18 protein-coding genes are annotated in these 19,035 nt (G+C 43.4%); 6 read left to right on the top strand and 12 right to left on the bottom strand.

Annotated features, from left to right (window positions below; all coding sequences use genetic code 11):
* The first annotated feature begins 108 nt into the window (after positions 1 to 108).
* The gene (locus NI469_RS06440; RefSeq protein WP_005104359.1) at positions 109 to 453 is read left to right on the top strand and encodes a hypothetical protein; all 345 of its coding nucleotides are present in this window, start codon (positions 109 to 111) and stop codon (positions 451 to 453) included.
* Positions 454 to 720: 267 nt separating this feature from the next.
* On the top strand, positions 721 to 1,932 hold the full coding sequence (locus NI469_RS06435) for a YeeE/YedE family protein (protein WP_253174651.1): 1,212 nt from the start codon (positions 721 to 723) through the stop codon (positions 1,930 to 1,932).
* 53 nt (positions 1,933 to 1,985) lie between these two features.
* Here the strand turns inward: NI469_RS06435 and NI469_RS06430 are convergent, their stop codons facing one another.
* The 3 genes from NI469_RS06430 to NI469_RS06420 form a co-directional block, all read right to left on the bottom strand.
* A complete protein-coding gene (locus NI469_RS06430) occupies positions 1,986 to 2,495 on the bottom strand; it encodes a hypothetical protein (protein WP_253099615.1) in 510 nt (169 codons plus the stop codon).
* A 63-nt stretch (positions 2,496 to 2,558) separates the two neighbouring features.
* Positions 2,559 to 3,338 (bottom strand): TIGR03915 family putative DNA repair protein, encoded by a 780-nt coding sequence (locus NI469_RS06425; RefSeq protein ID WP_004279976.1) that lies wholly within the window; start codon positions 3,336 to 3,338, stop codon positions 2,559 to 2,561.
* Positions 3,338 to 4,597: a putative DNA modification/repair radical SAM protein gene (locus NI469_RS06420; protein ID WP_253174650.1), complete on the bottom strand. Its 1,260-nt coding sequence runs from the start codon at positions 4,595 to 4,597 to the stop codon at positions 3,338 to 3,340. The genes NI469_RS06425 and NI469_RS06420 overlap by 1 nt, the downstream gene beginning before the upstream one ends.
* 207 nt (positions 4,598 to 4,804) lie before the next feature.
* On the opposite strand from NI469_RS06420, the gene NI469_RS06415 reads away from it, so the two are divergent.
* Positions 4,805 to 5,848 carry an NAD(P)H-dependent flavin oxidoreductase gene (locus NI469_RS06415; RefSeq protein ID WP_253174649.1) on the top strand — a complete coding sequence of 348 codons (1,044 nt, stop codon included), beginning with the start codon at positions 4,805 to 4,807 and terminating at the stop codon, positions 5,846 to 5,848.
* A 55-nt stretch (positions 5,849 to 5,903) separates the two neighbouring features.
* On the opposite strand, the gene NI469_RS06410 is transcribed toward NI469_RS06415, so the two are convergent.
* Complete coding sequence (locus NI469_RS06410; protein ID WP_253113048.1) at positions 5,904 to 6,581, bottom strand: hypothetical protein; 678 nt, start codon at positions 6,579 to 6,581, stop codon at positions 5,904 to 5,906.
* Between the two features lie 249 nt (positions 6,582 to 6,830).
* Positions 6,831 to 7,856, bottom strand: coding sequence for a tRNA dihydrouridine synthase DusB (gene dusB, locus NI469_RS06405; RefSeq protein WP_004646654.1), 1,026 nt, complete (start codon positions 7,854 to 7,856; stop codon positions 6,831 to 6,833).
* A gap of 80 nt (positions 7,857 to 7,936) precedes the next feature.
* Here dusB and NI469_RS06400 point away from each other — a divergent pair, with 80 nt between their 5' ends.
* Both NI469_RS06400 and NI469_RS06395 read left to right on the top strand, forming a co-directional pair.
* Positions 7,937 to 9,145, top strand: coding sequence for a DUF1615 family protein (locus NI469_RS06400; RefSeq protein WP_004646653.1), 1,209 nt, complete (start codon positions 7,937 to 7,939; stop codon positions 9,143 to 9,145).
* Positions 9,112 to 9,765 carry an HAD-IB family hydrolase gene (locus NI469_RS06395; protein ID WP_004729896.1) on the top strand — a complete coding sequence of 218 codons (654 nt, stop codon included), beginning with the start codon at positions 9,112 to 9,114 and terminating at the stop codon, positions 9,763 to 9,765. Before NI469_RS06400 ends, NI469_RS06395 begins: the two co-directional genes overlap by 34 nt.
* 194 nt (positions 9,766 to 9,959) lie before the next feature.
* Here the strand turns inward: NI469_RS06395 and NI469_RS06390 are convergent, their stop codons facing one another.
* Both NI469_RS06390 and NI469_RS06385 read right to left on the bottom strand, forming a co-directional pair.
* Positions 9,960 to 11,054, bottom strand: coding sequence for a fatty acid desaturase family protein (locus NI469_RS06390; RefSeq protein ID WP_004646650.1), 1,095 nt, complete (start codon positions 11,052 to 11,054; stop codon positions 9,960 to 9,962).
* A gap of 14 nt (positions 11,055 to 11,068) precedes the next feature.
* Positions 11,069 to 12,133, bottom strand: coding sequence for a flavin reductase family protein (locus NI469_RS06385; RefSeq protein ID WP_253174648.1), 1,065 nt, complete (start codon positions 12,131 to 12,133; stop codon positions 11,069 to 11,071).
* A 152-nt stretch (positions 12,134 to 12,285) separates the two neighbouring features.
* Here NI469_RS06385 and fabR point away from each other — a divergent pair, with 152 nt between their 5' ends.
* Complete coding sequence (gene fabR, locus NI469_RS06380; RefSeq protein ID WP_004646648.1) at positions 12,286 to 12,966, top strand: HTH-type transcriptional repressor FabR; 681 nt, start codon at positions 12,286 to 12,288, stop codon at positions 12,964 to 12,966.
* Between the two features lie 63 nt (positions 12,967 to 13,029).
* Here fabR and NI469_RS06375 read toward each other — a convergent pair whose 3' ends face one another.
* The 5 genes from NI469_RS06375 to NI469_RS06355 all read right to left on the bottom strand — a co-directional run bounded on the left by NI469_RS06375 (position 13,030) and on the right by NI469_RS06355 (position 18,844).
* Complete coding sequence (locus NI469_RS06375) at positions 13,030 to 13,830, bottom strand: alpha/beta fold hydrolase (protein WP_253174647.1); 801 nt, start codon at positions 13,828 to 13,830, stop codon at positions 13,030 to 13,032.
* A gap of 135 nt (positions 13,831 to 13,965) precedes the next feature.
* Positions 13,966 to 14,232 carry a PAAR domain-containing protein gene (locus tag NI469_RS06370; protein WP_004646645.1) on the bottom strand — a complete coding sequence of 89 codons (267 nt, stop codon included), beginning with the start codon at positions 14,230 to 14,232 and terminating at the stop codon, positions 13,966 to 13,968.
* A 145-nt stretch (positions 14,233 to 14,377) separates the two neighbouring features.
* Positions 14,378 to 17,215, bottom strand: coding sequence for an RNA polymerase-associated protein RapA (rapA, locus tag NI469_RS06365; protein WP_114540805.1), 2,838 nt, complete (start codon positions 17,213 to 17,215; stop codon positions 14,378 to 14,380).
* 143 nt (positions 17,216 to 17,358) lie between these two features.
* Complete coding sequence (locus NI469_RS06360) at positions 17,359 to 18,003, bottom strand: RluA family pseudouridine synthase (RefSeq protein ID WP_253174646.1); 645 nt, start codon at positions 18,001 to 18,003, stop codon at positions 17,359 to 17,361.
* A gap of 133 nt (positions 18,004 to 18,136) precedes the next feature.
* Positions 18,137 to 18,844, bottom strand: a complete 708-nt coding sequence (locus NI469_RS06355) for a phosphopantetheine-binding protein (RefSeq protein WP_253174645.1) — start codon at positions 18,842 to 18,844, stop codon at positions 18,137 to 18,139.
* Positions 18,845 to 19,035: the final 191 nt, after the last annotated feature.

The following is a 19,035-nucleotide window of genomic DNA, read 5'->3' as shown; positions in this document are numbered from 1 at the left end:
AAAAAGTTACAGTTAATCAACAAATGTTGATCTATTTGCTAGCATAAATCTAAATAAATGGCTGCTAAATTAGATTGCAGCTCTACAACAACAAAAGGATATTACTCGATGAATAAATTACTAATTGCTTTAGGTTTGGCGACCACTGTTGCCTTAGTCGGCTGTAGTAAAGAAGAAGCGCCTGAAACTGGTGCAACCACAGGTGAGCATTTAGAAAATGCAGCCAATCAAGCCGGTCATGATATGGAAGATGCCAGCCGTGAGGCTGCGGTAGAAACCGAACGAGCAATGGATAATGCCGCAGAAAATACTGCTCAGGCAGCGGACGAAGCAGCTGCTGCAACGTCTAGAGCAGCAGATGCCACTGCGGAAGCAGCACGTAAAGCAACTGCAGCAACTGCTGCGGCAGTTGAAGAAGGTGCCGGAGAAGTTCGGGAAAAAGCTGAAAACTGATTTTAGCATTCAGTTTGACGTTTAAAAGCCTGCAATTGCAGGCTTTTTTTATCAGAGATGATTTTAAATAGCGAATGATCTAAATTGAAATTGCATTATTTCTTGATAGGATCAATTTTTTATCTAAGTGAGTGGATAAAATCAGATAAACTGATAAAACTTATCAAGTATTAGAATGACTTAATTGTAATTCACTCGGTAAAATGGGCTGCATTTAAACTGAAATTCAGTAGAATACCAGCCTTTATTTTTAAAATTTAATCTCCCATGTCAGTCATTGTTGCTGCTTCCCAACGGTCGAATATTTCGGTCTGGGCAGCTTTTATCTTGCTTATCATAGGTACAATCGGTGCCTATCAAATCGTAGGCTTAAATCAGGCTCTATTATTCTTGATTGGTGGTGCACTGGGCATGACCCTGTACCATGCTTCATTTGGTTTTACTTCGAGCTGGCGTGTCTTTATCAAGGAACGTCGCGGCCGTGGTTTACGTGCGCAGATGATTATGCTGGCGCTGGCAGTTTTACTGTTCTTCCCCGCTTTAGGTGCAGGTGAATTGTTCGGCAACCCAGTCAAAGGCAATGTTAACCCTGTTTCCATGTCAGTCATGATTGGTGCCTTTATTTTCGGTATCGGTATGCAGCTCGGTGGCGGTTGTGCATCAGGTACCCTGTATACCGTAGGTGGCGGTAGTGCACGTATGCTGGTGACGCTCTTGTTCTTCTGTATCGGGTCTGTGATTGCGACCTCGCACCTTGACTGGTGGTTTGCTCTGCCACATCTTGAGCCTATTTCACTGGTAGAAAGTTTAGGCGTTCTTCCTGGATTGCTGTTGAGCTTTATCGTTTTTGCCATCATTGCTGCGGCAACTGTTTATTTCGAAAAGAAACGTCATGGCAGCCTGGAAATTGAGCCACGCAGTGAATATCAGGGCTGGAAGCGCTTTGTTCGTGGTCCATGGCCTCTGATTTGGGGCGGGATTATTCTGACCTTACTCAACTTTGCCACTTTGGCACTGGCAGGTCGTCCTTGGGGCGTGACCTCTGCACTGGCAGTTTGGGGTGCCAAAGGTGCTACGCTTGTGGGTGTTGATGTAGCTTCTTGGGATTATTGGCAAAAAGCAGGCAATGCTAAAGCACTGGCAGAATCATTATGGTTTGATATTACCTCAATGATGAACTTCGGTATCATGCTGGGTGCTTTGTTGGCAGCAAGTTTGGCAGGTAAATTTGCGCCGAATTTCAATATTCCAAAACGTTCACTGATTGCTGCTGTTGTAGGTGGCATAATGCTGGGCTACGGCGCACGCTTAGCTTATGGGTGTAATATCGGTGCATATTTCAGTGGAATTGCGTCGGGTAGTCTGCATGGCTGGTTATGGCTGGTCTTCGCTTTTATTGGTAATGGGATCGGGGTAAAACTTCGTCCGATTTTCTTCCCGAATGAAAAACCGCAGCCTGAAAAACTGACCGGTTGCTAATGCTTAAAATCAAAAAAGCCCATCTGTGATGGGCTTTTTTCTGGCTTTAGGATTTACAGCGCAGCTTTTAAATTACAGCCATAACCCATGGTCTGCTGAACCTGACGATAAGTCGTATAACGATCCAGAATAAAGGTATAAAAATGATCAGCATCAGAGAAATTAGCTTTTAAATTTTCATTCTTGGCATTGGGCAATTTAATGTCATCGACCAGTTCCAGATTGTAATGTCCCAAACGGAACATATCGGCAAAATAACTATTCATCATATCGCAATAGGCGATTTTACTAGGTTTTAATGCGGTACTGCTAACGAGATGCTGGTTCAAGCTTTGCAGATTATTGACATCTAAAGGAAACTGGTGCGCGAAAGCAATGCTTTCGACTTTCTTAAATTCCTGAAAGTCTTGGGCTAACTGGACATTGAGTGCATCAAAACGTTGCTGCAGTTCCTGTGCGGTCTGAACCTGATATTTGGCTGGATCTACGACCGGTTTTTGTGGTTGTTCCGAACATGCAGTTAATCCAGTGAGCAGCGCTAATGACGTTAGCCATACCTTCATGTTTATACACTCAATTTAAATATACCAATGCTTATTATATCTGAAAGCAGCTTGATGTACTGTTTAAAGTAATTTCTCATTCATATAACGCCAGTAGCGCTTTGGCACATATTGAATATGCAATTTCATGTTCTTGCGCGCCTGAATATTCACACTGTTAAAATAGTCTTTCCAGAGCTGATCATATAGCAGCTCTTGATCATCCAGTTCAATACTGAATGATTGACTATGACCAATCCGGATTTGTGGATCGATTATTTCAGCGTTCATCTCGACCTGATGCATCTGCCTTAAATCATAATAAATACCGTAATTACGCTGCTCGTCATAAATCAGCCAGCTTTGATCCTGATAACGCTCCTGAAAATGTCGGGAAATAATCGGCAAGACATTAAAATCCGGTCTGACCAGACTCAGAAACAAACCATCTTTGGCTTTTTTAAAGCGTACAAAAGCCTCCATACGATGCTTTTCCCGCCCCACTTGCTTGGCCCATTGCGACATGCCGATCACCGCAGTATGACCATAATCTTTATCGACTGGACGCTGGTTTTGAAAGACATAGACTGCAAAATCAAAAAGAGTCTGGAACGCTGCTTCCTGCTCTGACAAAAACGTATAGTAAAAAGCACGCAAACTGCTGGAAGATACTTTCTGCTTTAATCCCTGCCACACCCGCTGCCCATGCTGATCATTAGAGGCCACATGGATAAATTCATCAAATAAACCTGTTTGTGCTTGAGGATTGGCCGTCACTATCACGTTAAATTCTTTAAACTCGAAAGCACGAAATACACAACTGAGCAGACCAGTCATGCTGCCATCAAAACAGTAACTTGCCACTAGAAACCAAATCCTAATTGAGGTGAAAGTTGCTGCTGATATTTGGATTGCCCTGACATCAAAATTTGCTGGCGAATCTGATGGGCGTGCTGATCTTTCTTAAATTTCGGTGTATCCGCACAGCGAATAAAATGCTGCGCCCGGTTATAAGCCACGCCCATGCGCCTTAGCTGGTCAATATGAATCTGTCCAAAACGGCGTGCCTGTACAATTTTCTGGGCAGAACGCACGCCTATGCCGGGTACCCGTAGAATCATTTTATAGTCGGCACGGTTAATATCGACTGGAAAGGCTTCAGAATGACGCAAGGCCCAACTGAGTTTAGGATCAATCTCCAGCTCCAGATTCGGATGCTGATCATCGACAATTTCATCAGCAGCAAAGCCATAAAAACGCATCAGCCAGTCAGATTGATACAGACGGTTTTCTCTTAATAATGGCGGTGCTGAGCCGATAGCAGGTAAGGCTTTATCTTCAGGATTAATCGGGATATAGCCAGAGAAATACACCCGCTTCAGCTTAAATTCCTTGTAATGCCGGTCAGCCATTAAAATAATGTCCTGATCGGTTTCACTATGCGCGCCCACCACCATTTGTGTAGTTTGTCCGGCAGGTACAAATTTTGGAACGGACTTGATCAGCTTGCGTTCATCTTTGAGCTGGATCAACCGGTCACGCACAATGCCCAAGTCTTTTTGTACTTCGGCATGGGTTTTCTCAGGCGCAAATTTTTGCAGTCCCGCCTCCGTCGGCATTTCCAGATTAATACTCATACGATCGACATACAGTCCAGCTTCGGTAATGATCTCCTGTGATGCACCCGGAATAGTTTTCAGATGGATATAGCCATTAAAGTTTTCTTCGAGTCTAAGTTTTTTGACCACCTGTAGCATCCGTTCCATGGTGTGATCGGCCGATTTAAAAATCCCCGAACTGAGAAACAAACCCTCAATATAATTACGCCGATAAAAGTTCATGGTCAGATCGACGACTTCCTGCACGGTAAATGCTGCACGCTGGACATCATTGGAACGGCGCGAAACACAATAGGAACAGTCAAAAATACAGACATTAGAGAACAGAATTTTCAATAAGGACACACAGCGGCCATCTTCGGTATAACTATGACAAATGCCATTCCCGGTATTGCCCACACCCTTTTCTTTATTTTTACGGTTGCTACCGCTTGATGAGCACGACACATCATACTTGGCAGCATCGGCTAAAATTTGCAGTTTTTCACGGATACGATCAGACATGAGCTCAAAAAATATTTGACCAAAAAGCTATTATAAAGTGTTCAATTCTAAGCTAATAAAAGTTCTATCTTTTTGGCGACGTAGCGTGTCGCAAGAAATGTAAATAATACGTAACCCATGCTGCAGTATTTCAAAATAAAATAACCAATATGATTTGCTTAATTTTGTGCTCAAGGGCAAAGTAAAAGCATAACAAGGAGCAAATCTATGTCTTTATTAGAAAATCTCGGAATTAAACATCCTATTTTCTTGGCACCGATGGCAGGTGTCTCTACACCTGAGCTTGCTGCCGAAGTTTCCAATCAGGGCGGCTTGGGCTCACTGGGTCTGGGGGCCAGCAGTATCGAGACTGCACGACAACAGATTTTAAAAACTCGAGAACTGACAGATTGCCCTTTTCAGGTCAATTTTTTCTGTCATGAGAGTGTGCCTATAGATGAAACTGTAGCGCAGGCATGGATTGCACAGTTTAAAGATAAATTTGCCGAATATGGCGCTCAGGCACCAGATCATTTGGAGTGTATTTATCCGAGTTTTAAAGACAATGATGACTTTCTGAATCTGGTATTAGAAATCAAACCGCGAGCAGTCAGCTTTCATTTTGGGATTCCACATCCGCATCAGATTCAAGCCCTAAAACAGGCCGGGATTCTGACCATGGTATCTGCCACCAATTATGCCGAAGCTAAAGCCATTGAAGCAGCCGGAATTGATATCATTATTGCGCAGGGTATTGAGGCTGGTGGCCATCGCGGGATTTTCTCGACCAAGTTTGATGCTTCAGTCAAAACCTCCAATCTGGTGAAGCTGATCAAACAGCATTCTTCCTTGCCGATTGTAGCGGCAGGCGGGATTATGACGGGTGAGCAAGCGCGTCAAATGATGGATTTCGGTGCAGATGCCGTGCAACTTGGGACTGCATTTGTGCAGTGTAAATCTTCTAATGCCAATGATGCCTATCGTAAAGCCTTATTTTCCAAGCCACTCACTCAGGTGAGTGCCAGTATTTCCGGTCGTCCTGCACGTGGCATTATTAACCACTGGCATATTGAGGTGGATACACCCGATCGGCTGGATGTTCCCGCTTATCCATATACTTATGATCTGGCCAAGCAATTACATGCTGCTGCTACCAAACATGGGGATCAAGGTTATGGTGCATTCTGGGCAGGTTCGAACGTGGCACAGATTCGTGAAATGGAAGCTTCCGATCTGATTAACCAGCTCATACTGGAAATGAAGCATCTTTAATACTTGAATCATAAAAAAACCTCTCCACATGGAGAGGTTTTTAATTTATCTAGAATTAGCGTGTGACACGATGCCAGGCATCTTTAACTGCAAATTTCGCTTCTTCCCAGTTGAGGCGGGACTCACCTTTTAACTGTTCCCACTTGGTACGCAGTTCAGGTTCGGCACGGTCAAAATCCGTATCATGCTCATACATCGGACGATTTTCATAACCGACCCGGTAAGCACCGCGATAATCACGATCATAATCTAGATCGCCATATGTGCTACGCGTTTCATTGAAATACGGGCGATTATGATACTCATCTCTCCAGTAATTATCTTCTGCACTCAAATGATCTGGATGTCGATAGTTATCTGCCTCAGGAAAGTTCTCTGGGTGCTGGTAATTATCTGCCTGTTTCTCATGATCAGGTGTTGCAATGTCATTACCTGCAATACCGCCAACAACACCACCGATAATACCACCCACCACTGCACCTGGAGGGCCACCTACCAGACCTGCAACTGCGCCTACCGCAGCTCCACCCAAAGTACCGGCACTGGTCGCAGCCAGATTATCCTCACCTTCATTCATGTCTGGAACACGAGGATTGTCTTTCACGGGTGTATTCAAATCTGGACGTGCATTGGTATCAGTTGGATTTATATTCAGGCCTTCACTGCGTTCTTGTGGCAATTCCGTTGACGTTTTATGGCTAAACTCTGTGACTGGACGATTGGTATTTGTCATTACAGATCTCCCTCAATGATGACGATAAACAAGATGGATCACATCTGGTTTATATCTGGATAGATTCATCATAGAGGAAGCTTGAGTAAGCAATGTCCAAGTCCTGTCCAGTTTAAGTGAACAAACTGTGCTGCTATGTATTAGACAGGCTGAAGTGTAAACAGAATGCAAAAATCAGCCTGCTCAAGATAAAAAAGGTAGGGATTTCACACAAAAAATATTACTTGATTCGCTGAATTTTGCCCGCCATTACTTGGTTTCCAGTAAATTCACCTGCTCGACTTGTACATCATTCATGGTTAAACCATGTTCTAGCAGTGCATTAAAATAATCCTCTACTACCCGATACTGGTCAGCAGTATTTTCTACCTGATACATGCTTTGACGAAATTCATTACTAGAACGCAGTCCTTTGGTGTACCAGGCAATATGTTTACGGGAAATCCGGCAGCCGGAATACTCGCCATAGAACTCGTATAATTCTGTCAAATGTCCCAATAGAACATCTTTCACTTCTGTAATACTCGGTGCATCAAGATGTTGACCGGTTTTCAAATAATGGGCAATTTCACGAAAAATCCAGGGCCGACCTTGTGCTGCACGACCAATCATAATTGCGTCTGCACCAGTATAATCCAGCACATATTTGGCTTTTTCCGGACTGTCGATATCACCGTTAGCAATCACGGGAATCTTCAACATTTCCTTTACGTCTTTGATTAAAGAATAACGCGCGGTATTCAGGTACATATCTTCACGGGTACGGCCATGTAAAGCCAGTGCCGCAATTCCGGCTTGTTCAGCCCGTTTGGCGACCCGTATAATATTTTCCTGGCCGTTCAAATAACCAAGACGGGTTTTTAAGGTCACTGGCACATCAACTGCAGCCACAACTGCATCCAGAATACGCGCAACTAGATCTTCATCCTGCAATAAAGCAGAACCGGCGAGTCGGTTACAGACCTTTTTGGCTGGGCAGCCCATATTAATATCAACAATTTGCGCACCATTGGCCACCTGATAACGTGCCGCTTCAGCCAGATCATGGGGATCTGAACCAGCAATCTGCGCTGAAATCGGTGCCAGCTCTCCATCAAAATTGGCACGATATAAGCTCTTTTTACTCATGCGCAAAGTTTTGTCAGATGTCATCATTTCACTGACCGCATGGCCTGCACCAAAGTATTTGCACAAGGTTCTAAACGGACGATCGGTCACACCTGCCATGGGAGCGACAATCAAATTGTTTGACAGTTGATATGGACCAATATACATATAAATTCATCACTTTTTTGATGGGCATAGTATACTGCATCTGCCTTATTCGCTCATCTTTTCAATTAATTTACGACACCATGAATAAAACTTTCGCTTCTTGTTTTTCTTTTAAGTCATTGTCTGTACTTGTACTTTCTCTGGGTCTTGCCGGTTGTGGCAATGGTTCATGGTGGTCAAAAGATGATGAACCGACACTTGAAGTTGAACATATTCGCAAAGCTATTCCAAACCGTGTCAACCAACGTGAGTCTTGGGCACAAGATATTTATGACATTACCGAACAGCTCGGCATTCCTCAGACCAAGGAAAATGTTTGTACGATTGTGGCAGTGGTTGATCAGGAATCTAACTTTGTTGCAGATCCTACTGTTCCGGGTTTGGGTGAAAAGGCGGTTAAGGAAGTCCAAGGTCGCCTTGATGAAAAATTCAAAGATAAGCTTGGTCAAGCAATTGGTGGCACAGTTGCAGGATATTTCCAGGAAGTTCTCAAGAACCATCCGAGTCCTGAAGACAACTACTTAAGCCAGATGCGCCGGGTCAAAACCGAACGTGAACTCGACGAATTATATCGTGAAATATTTGATTATATGTCAAAGCATTATCATGTTAGCGCCCTGACTGGTGCTGCCAAACTGGTCGGCCAGAATATTGGCGAGAAAATGAATCCAATTACCACCTTGGGTTCAATGCAGGTACATATCAGCTATGCGAAAGAACATAAACGCCAAGGCGGCAATATCGCAGAGTTACGTACCGATCTCTACAGTCAATATGGCGGTCTGTATTATGGGATTCATCGCCTGATGATGTATCCGGCGGATTATGACAAGCCAATTTATCGTTTTGCGGACTATAACTCGGGCATGTATTCCAGTCGAAATGCCGCTTTTCAGAGCATGTTAAATGATTTAACTGAAGCCGAACTTGATCTGGATGGCGACTTATTGCTCTATACTAAAGATGGCGCGATCCGTTCGCAGAAGAGTCAATCTGAGCGTGAGTTAATCAGTGTTTTTGCCAAAAATAATTTTATTATCACTGAACGTCAAATCCGAGCTGATTTAAAGAAAGAAAAAGATAAAGACTTTGAAGATACGATGACTTATCGTGGTGTCAGCAAGCTTTATCAGGAAAAAACGGGTAAAGATCCTATCTATGCCATTATGCCTGAAGTGGTCATTTCCGGACCAAAATTAAGTCGTGATTATAATACTAACTGGTTTGCTACCCGCGTCGATGGTCGATATCAAACATGCATGCGCAAAATCAAAAATCTAAAACTCTAGCCTTATTTGATTTTGATGGAACCCTGTATCTACATGATAGCTTTACCGGGTTCATTTTCCATGCCTTAAGAAAACGGCATATTGTGAAACGCGGCATGCAAATTTTGCCATGGATACAGGCCTATTATTTAAATTTCTATCCGGCACACCGCATGCGACCCAAATTGTATGCCAGCATGTTTAAAAACAGTGATGCAGAGGAAATTCTGCAATTAGCTCAGGATTATGCACAACAACTAATATTCAAGTTGAATCCGAAATTATTAGAACAACTTAAACAGCATCAACAATTAGGACATGAAGTCGTGCTGGTATCAGCCTCATTGGATTTGTATCTTAAACCGGTGTGCAGTTATTTAAATATCGATTTAATCTGTAGCGAAGTTGAAATCAAAGCTGGGAAATTGACAGGGTTTTATCAAACTCCTGACTGTAGTAACACACAAAAGAAAATTAGAATTCTAGAAAAATATAATCTGGATAATTATGCTGAAATTTATGCTTATGGGAATAGCAAGGAAGATATAGAAATGCTCAGTCTGGCGCAGCAAAGCTATTTTGAGGGTCAAGATCAACAGCTTCCAAAAATTAATATTTCAGCTCATTCGATGCCATATTAGTCCTTTCTATTTTATCTGGCTGACCCTACTAAACACCTTTAGACAATGCTATAAATGGCAGATTAACTTTTTACTTTATGCCTTGAAATTATCTTAAATAGCTTCGCAATCAGGGCTTTTACTTCCTGTAAGTATTAGCCTCCTAAATAAAAAAAACCACTTCAAATGAAGTGGTTTTTTAGCTTTAAGAAAAATTATTTCTTAAACGGAAATGCATATTTCACAATACGTTTGATCACACTGCCGTACTGTTTTACCAAGCTGGCATTGTTATAGTTCAAACCATATTTTTCACAAACAGCTTGGACTTTTGGTGCCATTTGACGATAGCGACGTGCAGGCACATCAGGATACAGATGATGTTCAATCTGATGACTTAAATGGCCGGTTAAAATATGGAAAGCCTCAGAACCAGTCAGATTGGATGAACCACGAATCTGGCGCATATACCAGTGACCACGACTTTCATTTTGCAGTACCGATTTCGGGAATACTTCCACATCTTTGGTAAAGTGACCGCAGAAAATAATACTAAAGGTCCAGATATTACGCAGACCGTTGGCCACCATATTACCGGTCAAAACCGGTAAAGCCGCAGGACCTGCTATCAATGGAAAGAATACATAATCCTTAAACAACTGTTTACCAATTTTGCTCTGCATTGGACGCCATTCTTCTTTGGTCTGCTCTTTGCTTTTGCGACCTTTGAAGTATTTACCCAATTCAAGATTCTGAATCGCAACACCCCACTGGAACAATAAACAGAATGGCACTGCATAAATTGGTTGTAGTAAATAACCCGGTTTCCAGCGCTGTTCCGGGAAGAGGCGTAATAAACCATAACCGATATCATCATCCATACCCTTGATATTGGTATAGGTATGATGCTTAAAGTTATGTGTTTGACGCCAGTTGTCTGAAGTCCCTACGATATCCCATTCATAGGTCTGACCATTCAATTTAGGATCATTCATCCAGTCATATTGACCGTGCATGACGTTATGACCCAGTTCCATATTTTCCATGATTTTGGCAAAGCCCAACAGGCCTGTCCCCAACAACCACGCTGGCGGGAACCAGCCTGCAAACAGCAAAGCACGACCGGCAATCGATGAATAGCGAATGGTTGAATAGACACGACGGATATATTTGGCGTCTTTTTCACCCAGATCATCTAGCACTTCTTGTTTAATTGCATCAAGTTCACGTGCAAGTTCATCAAGTTCAAACTGGGTTAATTCACGGTTTTTAGGATTTTTAAAATACTGTAATTTTACTGGCATATTCATAGGATAAAACTCGCTTATAAGTCGATGACAAGGTCAGTCTGCGCTGAGTTAATACAAATTTTGAGCAGGTTACCGGGTTCGGTATTTTGCGCACCGTTGACCAAATTCTTGGTCGAACCTTCTACTTTATTGCAGGCACATTTATTACAAATGCCCATACGGCAACCATGGGTCGGTTTAATATTTTGCTGTTCCAGACTCACCAAAATGGACTGGCCTTTTGGAATGCTGACAATTTTTTTCGACTGGGTCAGGGTGACATTAATAAAGCCGGTATCTGATAGATCCGCCAAACTCATGCTAAATGCTTCACCTTTAAACTGTTTTGCCTGAGCAAAAAGCTGTTCTGCTTTAGATACAAAACCTGAAGGACCACAGCAATATACGATGCTATTTTCCAGATTTTTCAGATCGGTCAGATAGGTTTCATCCAGACGCGCAGCAGCTGGCTGTTCTTGAGTGGCATACACATGAAATGAGAAATTTGCATGTTTCTGAGCAAGCTCTTCAAACCGTGCTTTAAATGCGGCATCCTGATCTTTCTTCACCCAGTACCAGAGAGTGACTGGTGCAGATAGTTCACCTTTTTTGCTCAAGCTTTCCAGCATACTGAGCATTGGGTTAATACCACTCCCTGCTGCAAGCAAAATCAATGGACTCGTCTGCGCAGGCAAGGTCATATCACCATAAGGGTGACCAAATTCGATGACATCACCCACTTGTGCCTGTTCTGCAAACCATGTGCTGACTTTACCAGCATCGACTTTTTTCACGCTCAGCAATACATGCTGAGAATCGACACGGGTCAAGCTATAGCTACGTTCATAACGGATGCCATTCACCACCACATAGACCGGATGATGCTGCCCTGCTTCACCAAACTTAAATAAGCGATTCACCTGAATTTTCAGACTTAGCATATCCTGTGCTGCATTTTCTATATGCACGATCTTGCCTAATGGCTGATTCAACGACCATACAGGATTGAGTTTCTGAATCCAGAAATTAATCGCATGCTGATCGATTACAATGTCAGACAGTGCATTCAACGGCGTTTTAAGTTTTTGGAGTACATGCATCGTTTGCGACATCACCTTGGGTTTTTAATTATTATACACATGTATATATATTTGTATATACAACTGTATTGTTTCTAATCATTTCACAAGCTTGACTGGCTCGGTTATAATAAAATGATTCATGCATGAACCTATTGATGAACGAGCCTTCAATGAAAATAAGCAGTGACGCATCTTTATTACAATCGAAAAGCATTGATGAGCCGATTATCGTACGGAGTGTCGGTCGCAAGGCCACCATTACCAAGGAAGAACTGTTTCAGGCTGCGTTGAATCTGATTGGGCCACAAAAAAGTATTTCCTCTTTAAGTCTGCGTGAAGTCGCGCGTGAAGCGGGTATTGCACCGAACAGCTTCTATCGTCATTTTAAAGACATTGATGAACTGGCCATTGAGCTGATTGATCGTGCCGGGATTGTATTGCGTCAGATTTTGCATGAAGCACGTCTGCAAGCTTCTCGCCAGAACAGCATTATCCGCAGTTCTGTAGAAGTCTTTATTGCCCAGCTGGATGCCGATGAAGGCAATCTGAGCCTGTTATTACGTGAAGGCTATACCGGTTCTAAATCTTATAAACAGGCAGTAGAACGCCAGTTAAATTATTTTCAGCAGGAACTTCAAGAAGATTTGATTCGTCTGGAACGCCTAAACAACAAGAAGTTATTTCATCCGGATATTGCCGCCAAAGCCATTACCCAACTGGTCTTCAACATGGGCGCCAATGTGATTGATATGCCTGCCGAAGACCGCAAAGAAATTGCCGAACAGACCATGATCATGATCCGGATGATTCTGGAAGGTGCACGTCATCTGGAAGATTCTCAGCTACGTTAATTTTCCGATTTGCATGAAGTAGTATAAAAAGAGACGCAATCAACGTCTCTTTTTTTATGATAATTACAAAAGTACAAGTTGGGCTTTGACCGCCTTTGCAGTGGCCTCCGGATACTCAAGCGGGAACATATGCCCGCCCTCAACCACAGAATAATTAATCCGATAAATCTTCTGCATACCTTGTGGCAAACCCTGCTGATAAAACTGGCTCTGCTCAGCAGTCATCAGATGAATTGGCACTTCAGGCGGTCGGCGTGGCGTTCTCCACCACCAGGCTGGCACAGTCCGGAAGATTTCCACTTCTATCTGTTTTGGAATAGTTAACGTCACCCCACCACGTTCAGGTTCTGGCTGAATGCCGCTCTCGATATAATCAGCAAAACACTGCTCATCGAAATTTTTAAATAAGCGGTTAAACCGGAGTGCTTCAATTGCGACCTGTTTCGATGGCCAATAATCTTTGCGTTTTAGCGTAATTCCTGCGGGTGTATAACGATCGACACTTTTTAGATTCAGCTTTTTGATCAGTTCAAACATGGCGCTGTTTTTTCCAATCACAAATGGTGGATCCATAATGATCAGCTTGGAAAACAGTTCGGGACGTCGATACGCCGCCATAAGGGTCACCAGACCACCAAAGGAATGTCCTAAGCCAATCACTTGCTGCTGAGGAAACTGCTGCTCGATATCTGCAATGACTTCATCGACCAGATAACGCCAGTCTCGCGTAATTGGATATTGTGGGTTCATGCCGATAAAGGGAATCGCTTTGACCTCATAGTCTTGCTGAAAACAGTCCAGAAACTTCCGATAAGTTGCCGAAGGGATACCATTGGCATGGGTAAAATGTAAGGCTTGCTTCATTATTTTTAAACGCAGTGCGTATTCATCCTGAAATCGTAAGATGAGCTTACCGCTTTAAAGATTTATTCGGCAGCTCAAAAATGCTCAAAGCATGACCTCAAAGTCATTTCTCTGTATTCCTTCAGAATTTAAAGTCTATTTCTGCGATACAGTCAAATGTTGCATCGGTAGAAAAGTCGCGCCGCAACTGGCCTTATCCCCCGCGATGACCACTGCCCGTCCTTTGACAGTAATAGACAAATTGCTGGAAATTGCGGTGACCATAGTCTGGCATTTGGGACAATAATGCTTCATACCATTTAAATGCACGGCAATACCATTGATCAAAAAAGAGAGTTCGCATTCAGTCACCATGCCGCCATGACTGGTCTTTGTGCCAAGGGTAATCAGTGCTTTTGACATACTTTGTCATTCTTATTATTCAGTAGCCTAATTTTAAACAGGAGGAAAATAACAGACCAGCATTCTCCGACCAAATAAATAATAAACCCGGATTTTGCCTATAAAAAAAGCAGCCCGAAAGCTGCATTTTTTAATGATTTAAAGCTTAAGGCTTGACCACGACCATCACCTGAATTGCTTCCGGTGTTACCGATAGACCATCCAGCAGGCTTAGACCTTCTTTCTGCAACTTCTGTAAACGCGCAATTTCATCTTCACGGATACTTGGGTTGAACTGCTTTAGATAGGTCAGGCGATCAATTTCGTATTGCCATTTGTTGCCATACACTTCTTTAGCTTGCTGCTTGAAGCCCGGCAAAGCACTGCGTGCCAGTTCAAGTGCCTGCTGATAACGCGCTTCAATCACATCACGACGTGCTTTCACCACCTGACGACAGCTATTGCCATCCAAATGATGTAGATAAGGCTTCAGGATTTCTGGTGCAATCTTCTGGGAGAGATCCTGACCTTTTTCACTGAGCAAGACACGGATTAACTGTTGCGGCAAGCTAGATGGCAAGTTCAATGCTTTCGGTGCCACCACATCGACCTTGAACCATACTTCAAGTAATACCGAACCCTGTGGCAGTGCTGCAGATTTTAGTACCGCAACGTTAGTGCTACCAAAGCCTTGCGTATTGATCATTTCCATCACACTTTCAGTGAATGGATGTTCCAGTGTCAGGTATTGCGCATCTTCGCGGATTTGTGCCTGATCACGATAGAAAGTCGCTGTAATCCCTTCTTCATCCAACGTCAAACCTTGAACCTGCATTTGATCGGTTGGCTTGATGATCACTGTACCGTTACTTTGCTCGTCAAAGTCGATATTTGTGGATGCCATAAAGCGCTTCATGAAAATCGGCAAAGTGGTATTGTCATCATAATCTTCAAGCGCGTTGACAATTTCCTGCGCCACCACCGGACGGCAAGAATTGTATTCAAGCAAACGGTCACGACCTTCCTGCAATTCAGCTTCCAGCGCTTCACGTTGCACGCTAACTTCTTCCAGCAGGTCTTCAAACTCTTGACCTTTGTCTGCCAATAGACAGTCTTTCAAGCGAACAATAAAATTTTCTTGCAAGGTTTGTGCAGCTGGAGAAATATTGCTGAAGATATTCAGCGCTTCGTTATACCAGCGGAACATACGTTCTTGTGCAGTTCCCACCAGATAAGGCACATGAATCTGAATGCGGTTTTCCTGACCGATACGATCCAGACGACCAATACGCTGTTCCAACACGTCCGGGTTCGCAGGTAGGTCAAACAGAATCAGATCAGAGGCAAACTGGAAGTTACGTCCTTCTGAACCGATTTCCGAACAAAGAAGAATCTGCGCGCCATACGAATCTTCAGCAAAATAAGCTGCGGCCTGGTCACGTTCTAACAAGCTCATGCCTTCATGGAACATCGCCGTACGAATACCGGCATGTAAACGCAGTACATTTTCCAACGCCTCAACCACTGGCCCGCTACGCGCAATCAGTAAGACTTTCTTGTGTTTTAAATCGGTACGCAAACGCTCCATCAGCCACATCACGCGTGGATCGGCTTCCATCCACGAGCCATCTAGCTGAGCTTCTTCAGGCCACATTTGCTCACGTAATTTACCATCTTTAGACCAGTGTTCTGGTGCTGGCAATGGCGCTGGCTGACAGTCACGACCCGGGAAACCTTGAATCGCTTCACGCGTATTACGGAACAGGATACGGCCTGTACCATGACGGTCTAAAAGTTCATGAATGGCACGGAAACGCTGTTCAGGATGATCTTCAATCGGATGACCTAACAAGGCCTCAATCGCAGTAAGATGCTCAGCTTCTAGCGGCATGTCTGACATCAACACTTCTGCAATTTTAGCCGTATGCTGATATTGCGCTTCTTCATCGAGGAAACGATCCAGCGAGTTAAAACGCTGCGGATCAAGCAAACGTAGGCGTGCAAAGTGACTTTCTACACCGAGCTGTTCAGGTGTCGCTGTCAATAACAACACGCCCGGCGTATGTTCAGCCAGTTCTTCAACCAGATCATAACGGTCATTACCGCCATCTTCTTCGCTCCACATCAAATGATGCGCTTCATCAACTACCAGCAAGTCGAAACCTGCTTCAAGTGCCTGTTCACGAAGATCTTCATGGTCAACCATCAAATCGACAGAGGCAATAATTTTTTGTTCGGTCAGGAATGGGTTCTGTTCAGGGTCATGTTCTTTGATCGACGCAGTACGGGTCAAGTCAAATAGCGAGAACTCAAGATTGAAACGACGGCGCATCTCGATCATCCACTGATATTGCAGTGAATCCGGCACTAAAATCAGGATACGTTCAGAACGGCCAGTTTTCAGCTGTTGATGGATGATCAGACCCGCTTCAATAGTTTTACCCAGACCCACTTCATCGGCCAGTAATACACGCGGTGCAAAACGCTGACCAACTTCATGCGCAATATAAAGCTGATGCGGAATCAGACCGACACGTGAACCCACCAGACCACGCAGTGGACTGCTTTGCATATTGGCCTGCATCAGCAGTGCTTCAATACGCAGGTCATACCATTCTTTATAATCGACCTGACTGGCCAATAAACGGTCTAGAGGCTTAGACAGCTGGATGGTGGCACCAATACGGGTTTCATTCAGCGATTTACGTTCTTCAGTTCCATCCTCCAAGGTACGAACGACATGATAACGTACCACGCCATTGCGGTCTTCAACGGATTCTACAATCCACTTGGTCCCTTCCTGATCCTGTAATTCATCTTTCACATTAAATACGATACGAGATAAGGGTGCATTGCTGCGTGCATAGACGCGGGTTTCATCGCTTTTCGGGAATAAAATGCTGACCGACCGCTCATCAACATCAATAAGAACGCCTAAACCGAGTTCTGTTTCAGTATCTGATAACCAACGTTGACCAATAGCAAATTGCTGCAATTTTTCCACCTTTATCTTAAGTACAAGATTATGAATATTAGGCTCAATCACGAAACGTCATTGGAGCAAAATTCCACACCTTCAAGCAATGTATTTTGACATAAAGCCCACTAAAAAGTGAGCATAATTCACGCCGATTAAAGAAGTATTTCCTAGAACGGCGCCGGACAATAAAATTCGACCAACTGCTCTGTTTGAGGATGATAAAAACTCAAACGTTCCGCGTGTAAACATAAACGCGAGCTGAGCTGTTGCTGTTCGGATGTCGCATATAAGGTATCGCCAATAATCGGATGTCCGAGATATTGCATATGCACCCGTAGCTGATGTGAACGGCCGGTAATTGGGATCAGTTTCACCCGGGTCACAGGCTGTCCCTGAATATTAAAATGTTCAATCGCCTGCCAATGCGTGATGGCCGGCTTATGATGTGTGGGATCTGCGATATGTAAAGGCGGACGGCTTGGATCATACACCACTGGCACTTCAATAGTGCCTTCACCTTCGAGTGTACCTGCAACCACAGCCTGATAGGTTTTATCAGTCTGGCGTTCCTGAAACTGGCGGGAAATGGTTTTTTGACCCCATTTGCTTAGAGCAAACACCAGAATGCCGGAAGTGTCGCGATCCAGTCGATGAATCAGTAAGGTTTTTGGTTCTATTTTTACTAATCTGCTGATCAGGCAATCTTGTAAATCTTCTGTTTTACCGGGAACTGTGAGTAAACCTGCAGGTTTGTGGATGACCATAAAATCGTCATCACGATGTATCAGATGTTCGGTTAGAAAATTACTCAAAGTTCAATCCCAGGCTGATCGCGAAAAACAAGGCGGCAATGATAGAAAGCTTAGCCAAGAATTACAATGCGCATTTATGTAAATGACGATGAAATTTCCGATTTAGCGCATAAAAATGCTCAATCGCAACGCATCAACCTGAGGATTGTAAAATGAAGCCTGCCAATTCATGCAAAGACGGATGTTTTAGCACATCTTCATAACGGATATTGGCACCATGTGCACGCCATATACCGATCAGACTCACCATCGTTACCGAATCCAGACCATAATTTTTTAGATTGACATAGGGATCAATTTCTAGAGCATCCATATCCAGCTGTTCTGCGATAGCCAACATAATACCTTTGGTCGACAATACATATTCGGAAGGTGCGCTTAAATCCCATAAGCGAGTCAGGCTATAGGTATTTAAGTGATGTATCCCCTGTGCCGAAATATTTTCAATCCACTGAATATGCTGATCTTGATTCGCCAATAAAATCACATCATCGACCACACCGATTTGATCCGTCACACTCATCAGATGCGGCAAAATCTGTTTCAGCATCGGTGTAACCTGCCCGGCAAAAATCAGTTGCGGATGCATTGAGGCATATTCTCCCAATTGCTGCATGCCTTGCATCAGGTCATCACCATATAAGTCAACAATCGGAATATCGAGTGCTTTGGCTTTATTACTGATCTGGATCAGATGACTCATTAGGTCGCTGTCTTGTATGCCCTGTTGCATACGCAAGTTTTGCAATCCGACTAAAACCAAAACAGATTCATTTGATGCAAGCTGCCATTTGGCTTGGGATGGAGCAAATTGGATTTTTTTGGGCATGGAGTACAGCATGGGAGGCTCTTATAACTACAAAATAGCATGATGATTCATGCTATTTTAGTTTAGCATCGATTTGAAAAACACTTTGATTTCACAGAGGTTTATTGTTCTATGTTATTCACCAATTAAAATGTCTATGCGATAAACCATTTAAAATGTCCTGTTTTTAACCACAAGAGTCAAGCACAGGATTTAACTTTCTT

Origin of the sequence: Acinetobacter lwoffii, from assembly GCF_024129735.1 — a bacterium.
In the GTDB taxonomy this organism is placed as follows: Bacteria; Pseudomonadota; Gammaproteobacteria; order Pseudomonadales; family Moraxellaceae; genus Acinetobacter; species Acinetobacter lwoffii_H.
The sequence above is the reverse complement of the archived record's forward strand: the minus strand, read 5'-3'. Positions and strand labels throughout refer to the sequence as shown.

Excerpts from the sequence above, each read along its gene's own strand:
- NI469_RS06440 (WP_005104359.1), top strand. The coding sequence starts at position 109 with ATGAATAAATTACTAATTGCTTTAGGTTTGGCGACCACTGTTGCCTTA.
- NI469_RS06435 (WP_253174651.1), top strand. The coding sequence starts at position 721 with ATGTCAGTCATTGTTGCTGCTTCCCAACGGTCGAATATTTCGGTCTGG.
- NI469_RS06430 (WP_253099615.1), bottom strand. The coding sequence starts at position 2,495 with ATGAAGGTATGGCTAACGTCATTAGCGCTGCTCACTGGATTAACTGCA.
- NI469_RS06420 (WP_253174650.1), bottom strand. The coding sequence starts at position 4,597 with ATGTCTGATCGTATCCGTGAAAAACTGCAAATTTTAGCCGATGCTGCC.
- NI469_RS06415 (WP_253174649.1), top strand. The coding sequence starts at position 4,805 with ATGTCTTTATTAGAAAATCTCGGAATTAAACATCCTATTTTCTTGGCA.
- NI469_RS06410 (WP_253113048.1), bottom strand. The coding sequence starts at position 6,581 with ATGACAAATACCAATCGTCCAGTCACAGAGTTTAGCCATAAAACGTCA.
- dusB (WP_004646654.1), bottom strand. The coding sequence starts at position 7,856 with ATGTATATTGGTCCATATCAACTGTCAAACAATTTGATTGTCGCTCCC.
- NI469_RS06400 (WP_004646653.1), top strand. The coding sequence starts at position 7,937 with ATGAATAAAACTTTCGCTTCTTGTTTTTCTTTTAAGTCATTGTCTGTA.
- NI469_RS06395 (WP_004729896.1), top strand. The coding sequence starts at position 9,112 with ATGCATGCGCAAAATCAAAAATCTAAAACTCTAGCCTTATTTGATTTT.
- NI469_RS06390 (WP_004646650.1), bottom strand. The coding sequence starts at position 11,054 with ATGAATATGCCAGTAAAATTACAGTATTTTAAAAATCCTAAAAACCGT.
- NI469_RS06385 (WP_253174648.1), bottom strand. The coding sequence starts at position 12,133 with ATGCATGTACTCCAAAAACTTAAAACGCCGTTGAATGCACTGTCTGAC.
- fabR (WP_004646648.1), top strand. The coding sequence starts at position 12,286 with ATGAAAATAAGCAGTGACGCATCTTTATTACAATCGAAAAGCATTGAT.
- NI469_RS06375 (WP_253174647.1), bottom strand. The coding sequence starts at position 13,830 with ATGAAGCAAGCCTTACATTTTACCCATGCCAATGGTATCCCTTCGGCA.
- NI469_RS06370 (WP_004646645.1), bottom strand. The coding sequence starts at position 14,232 with ATGTCAAAAGCACTGATTACCCTTGGCACAAAGACCAGTCATGGCGGC.
- NI469_RS06355 (WP_253174645.1), bottom strand. The coding sequence starts at position 18,844 with ATGCTGTACTCCATGCCCAAAAAAATCCAATTTGCTCCATCCCAAGCC.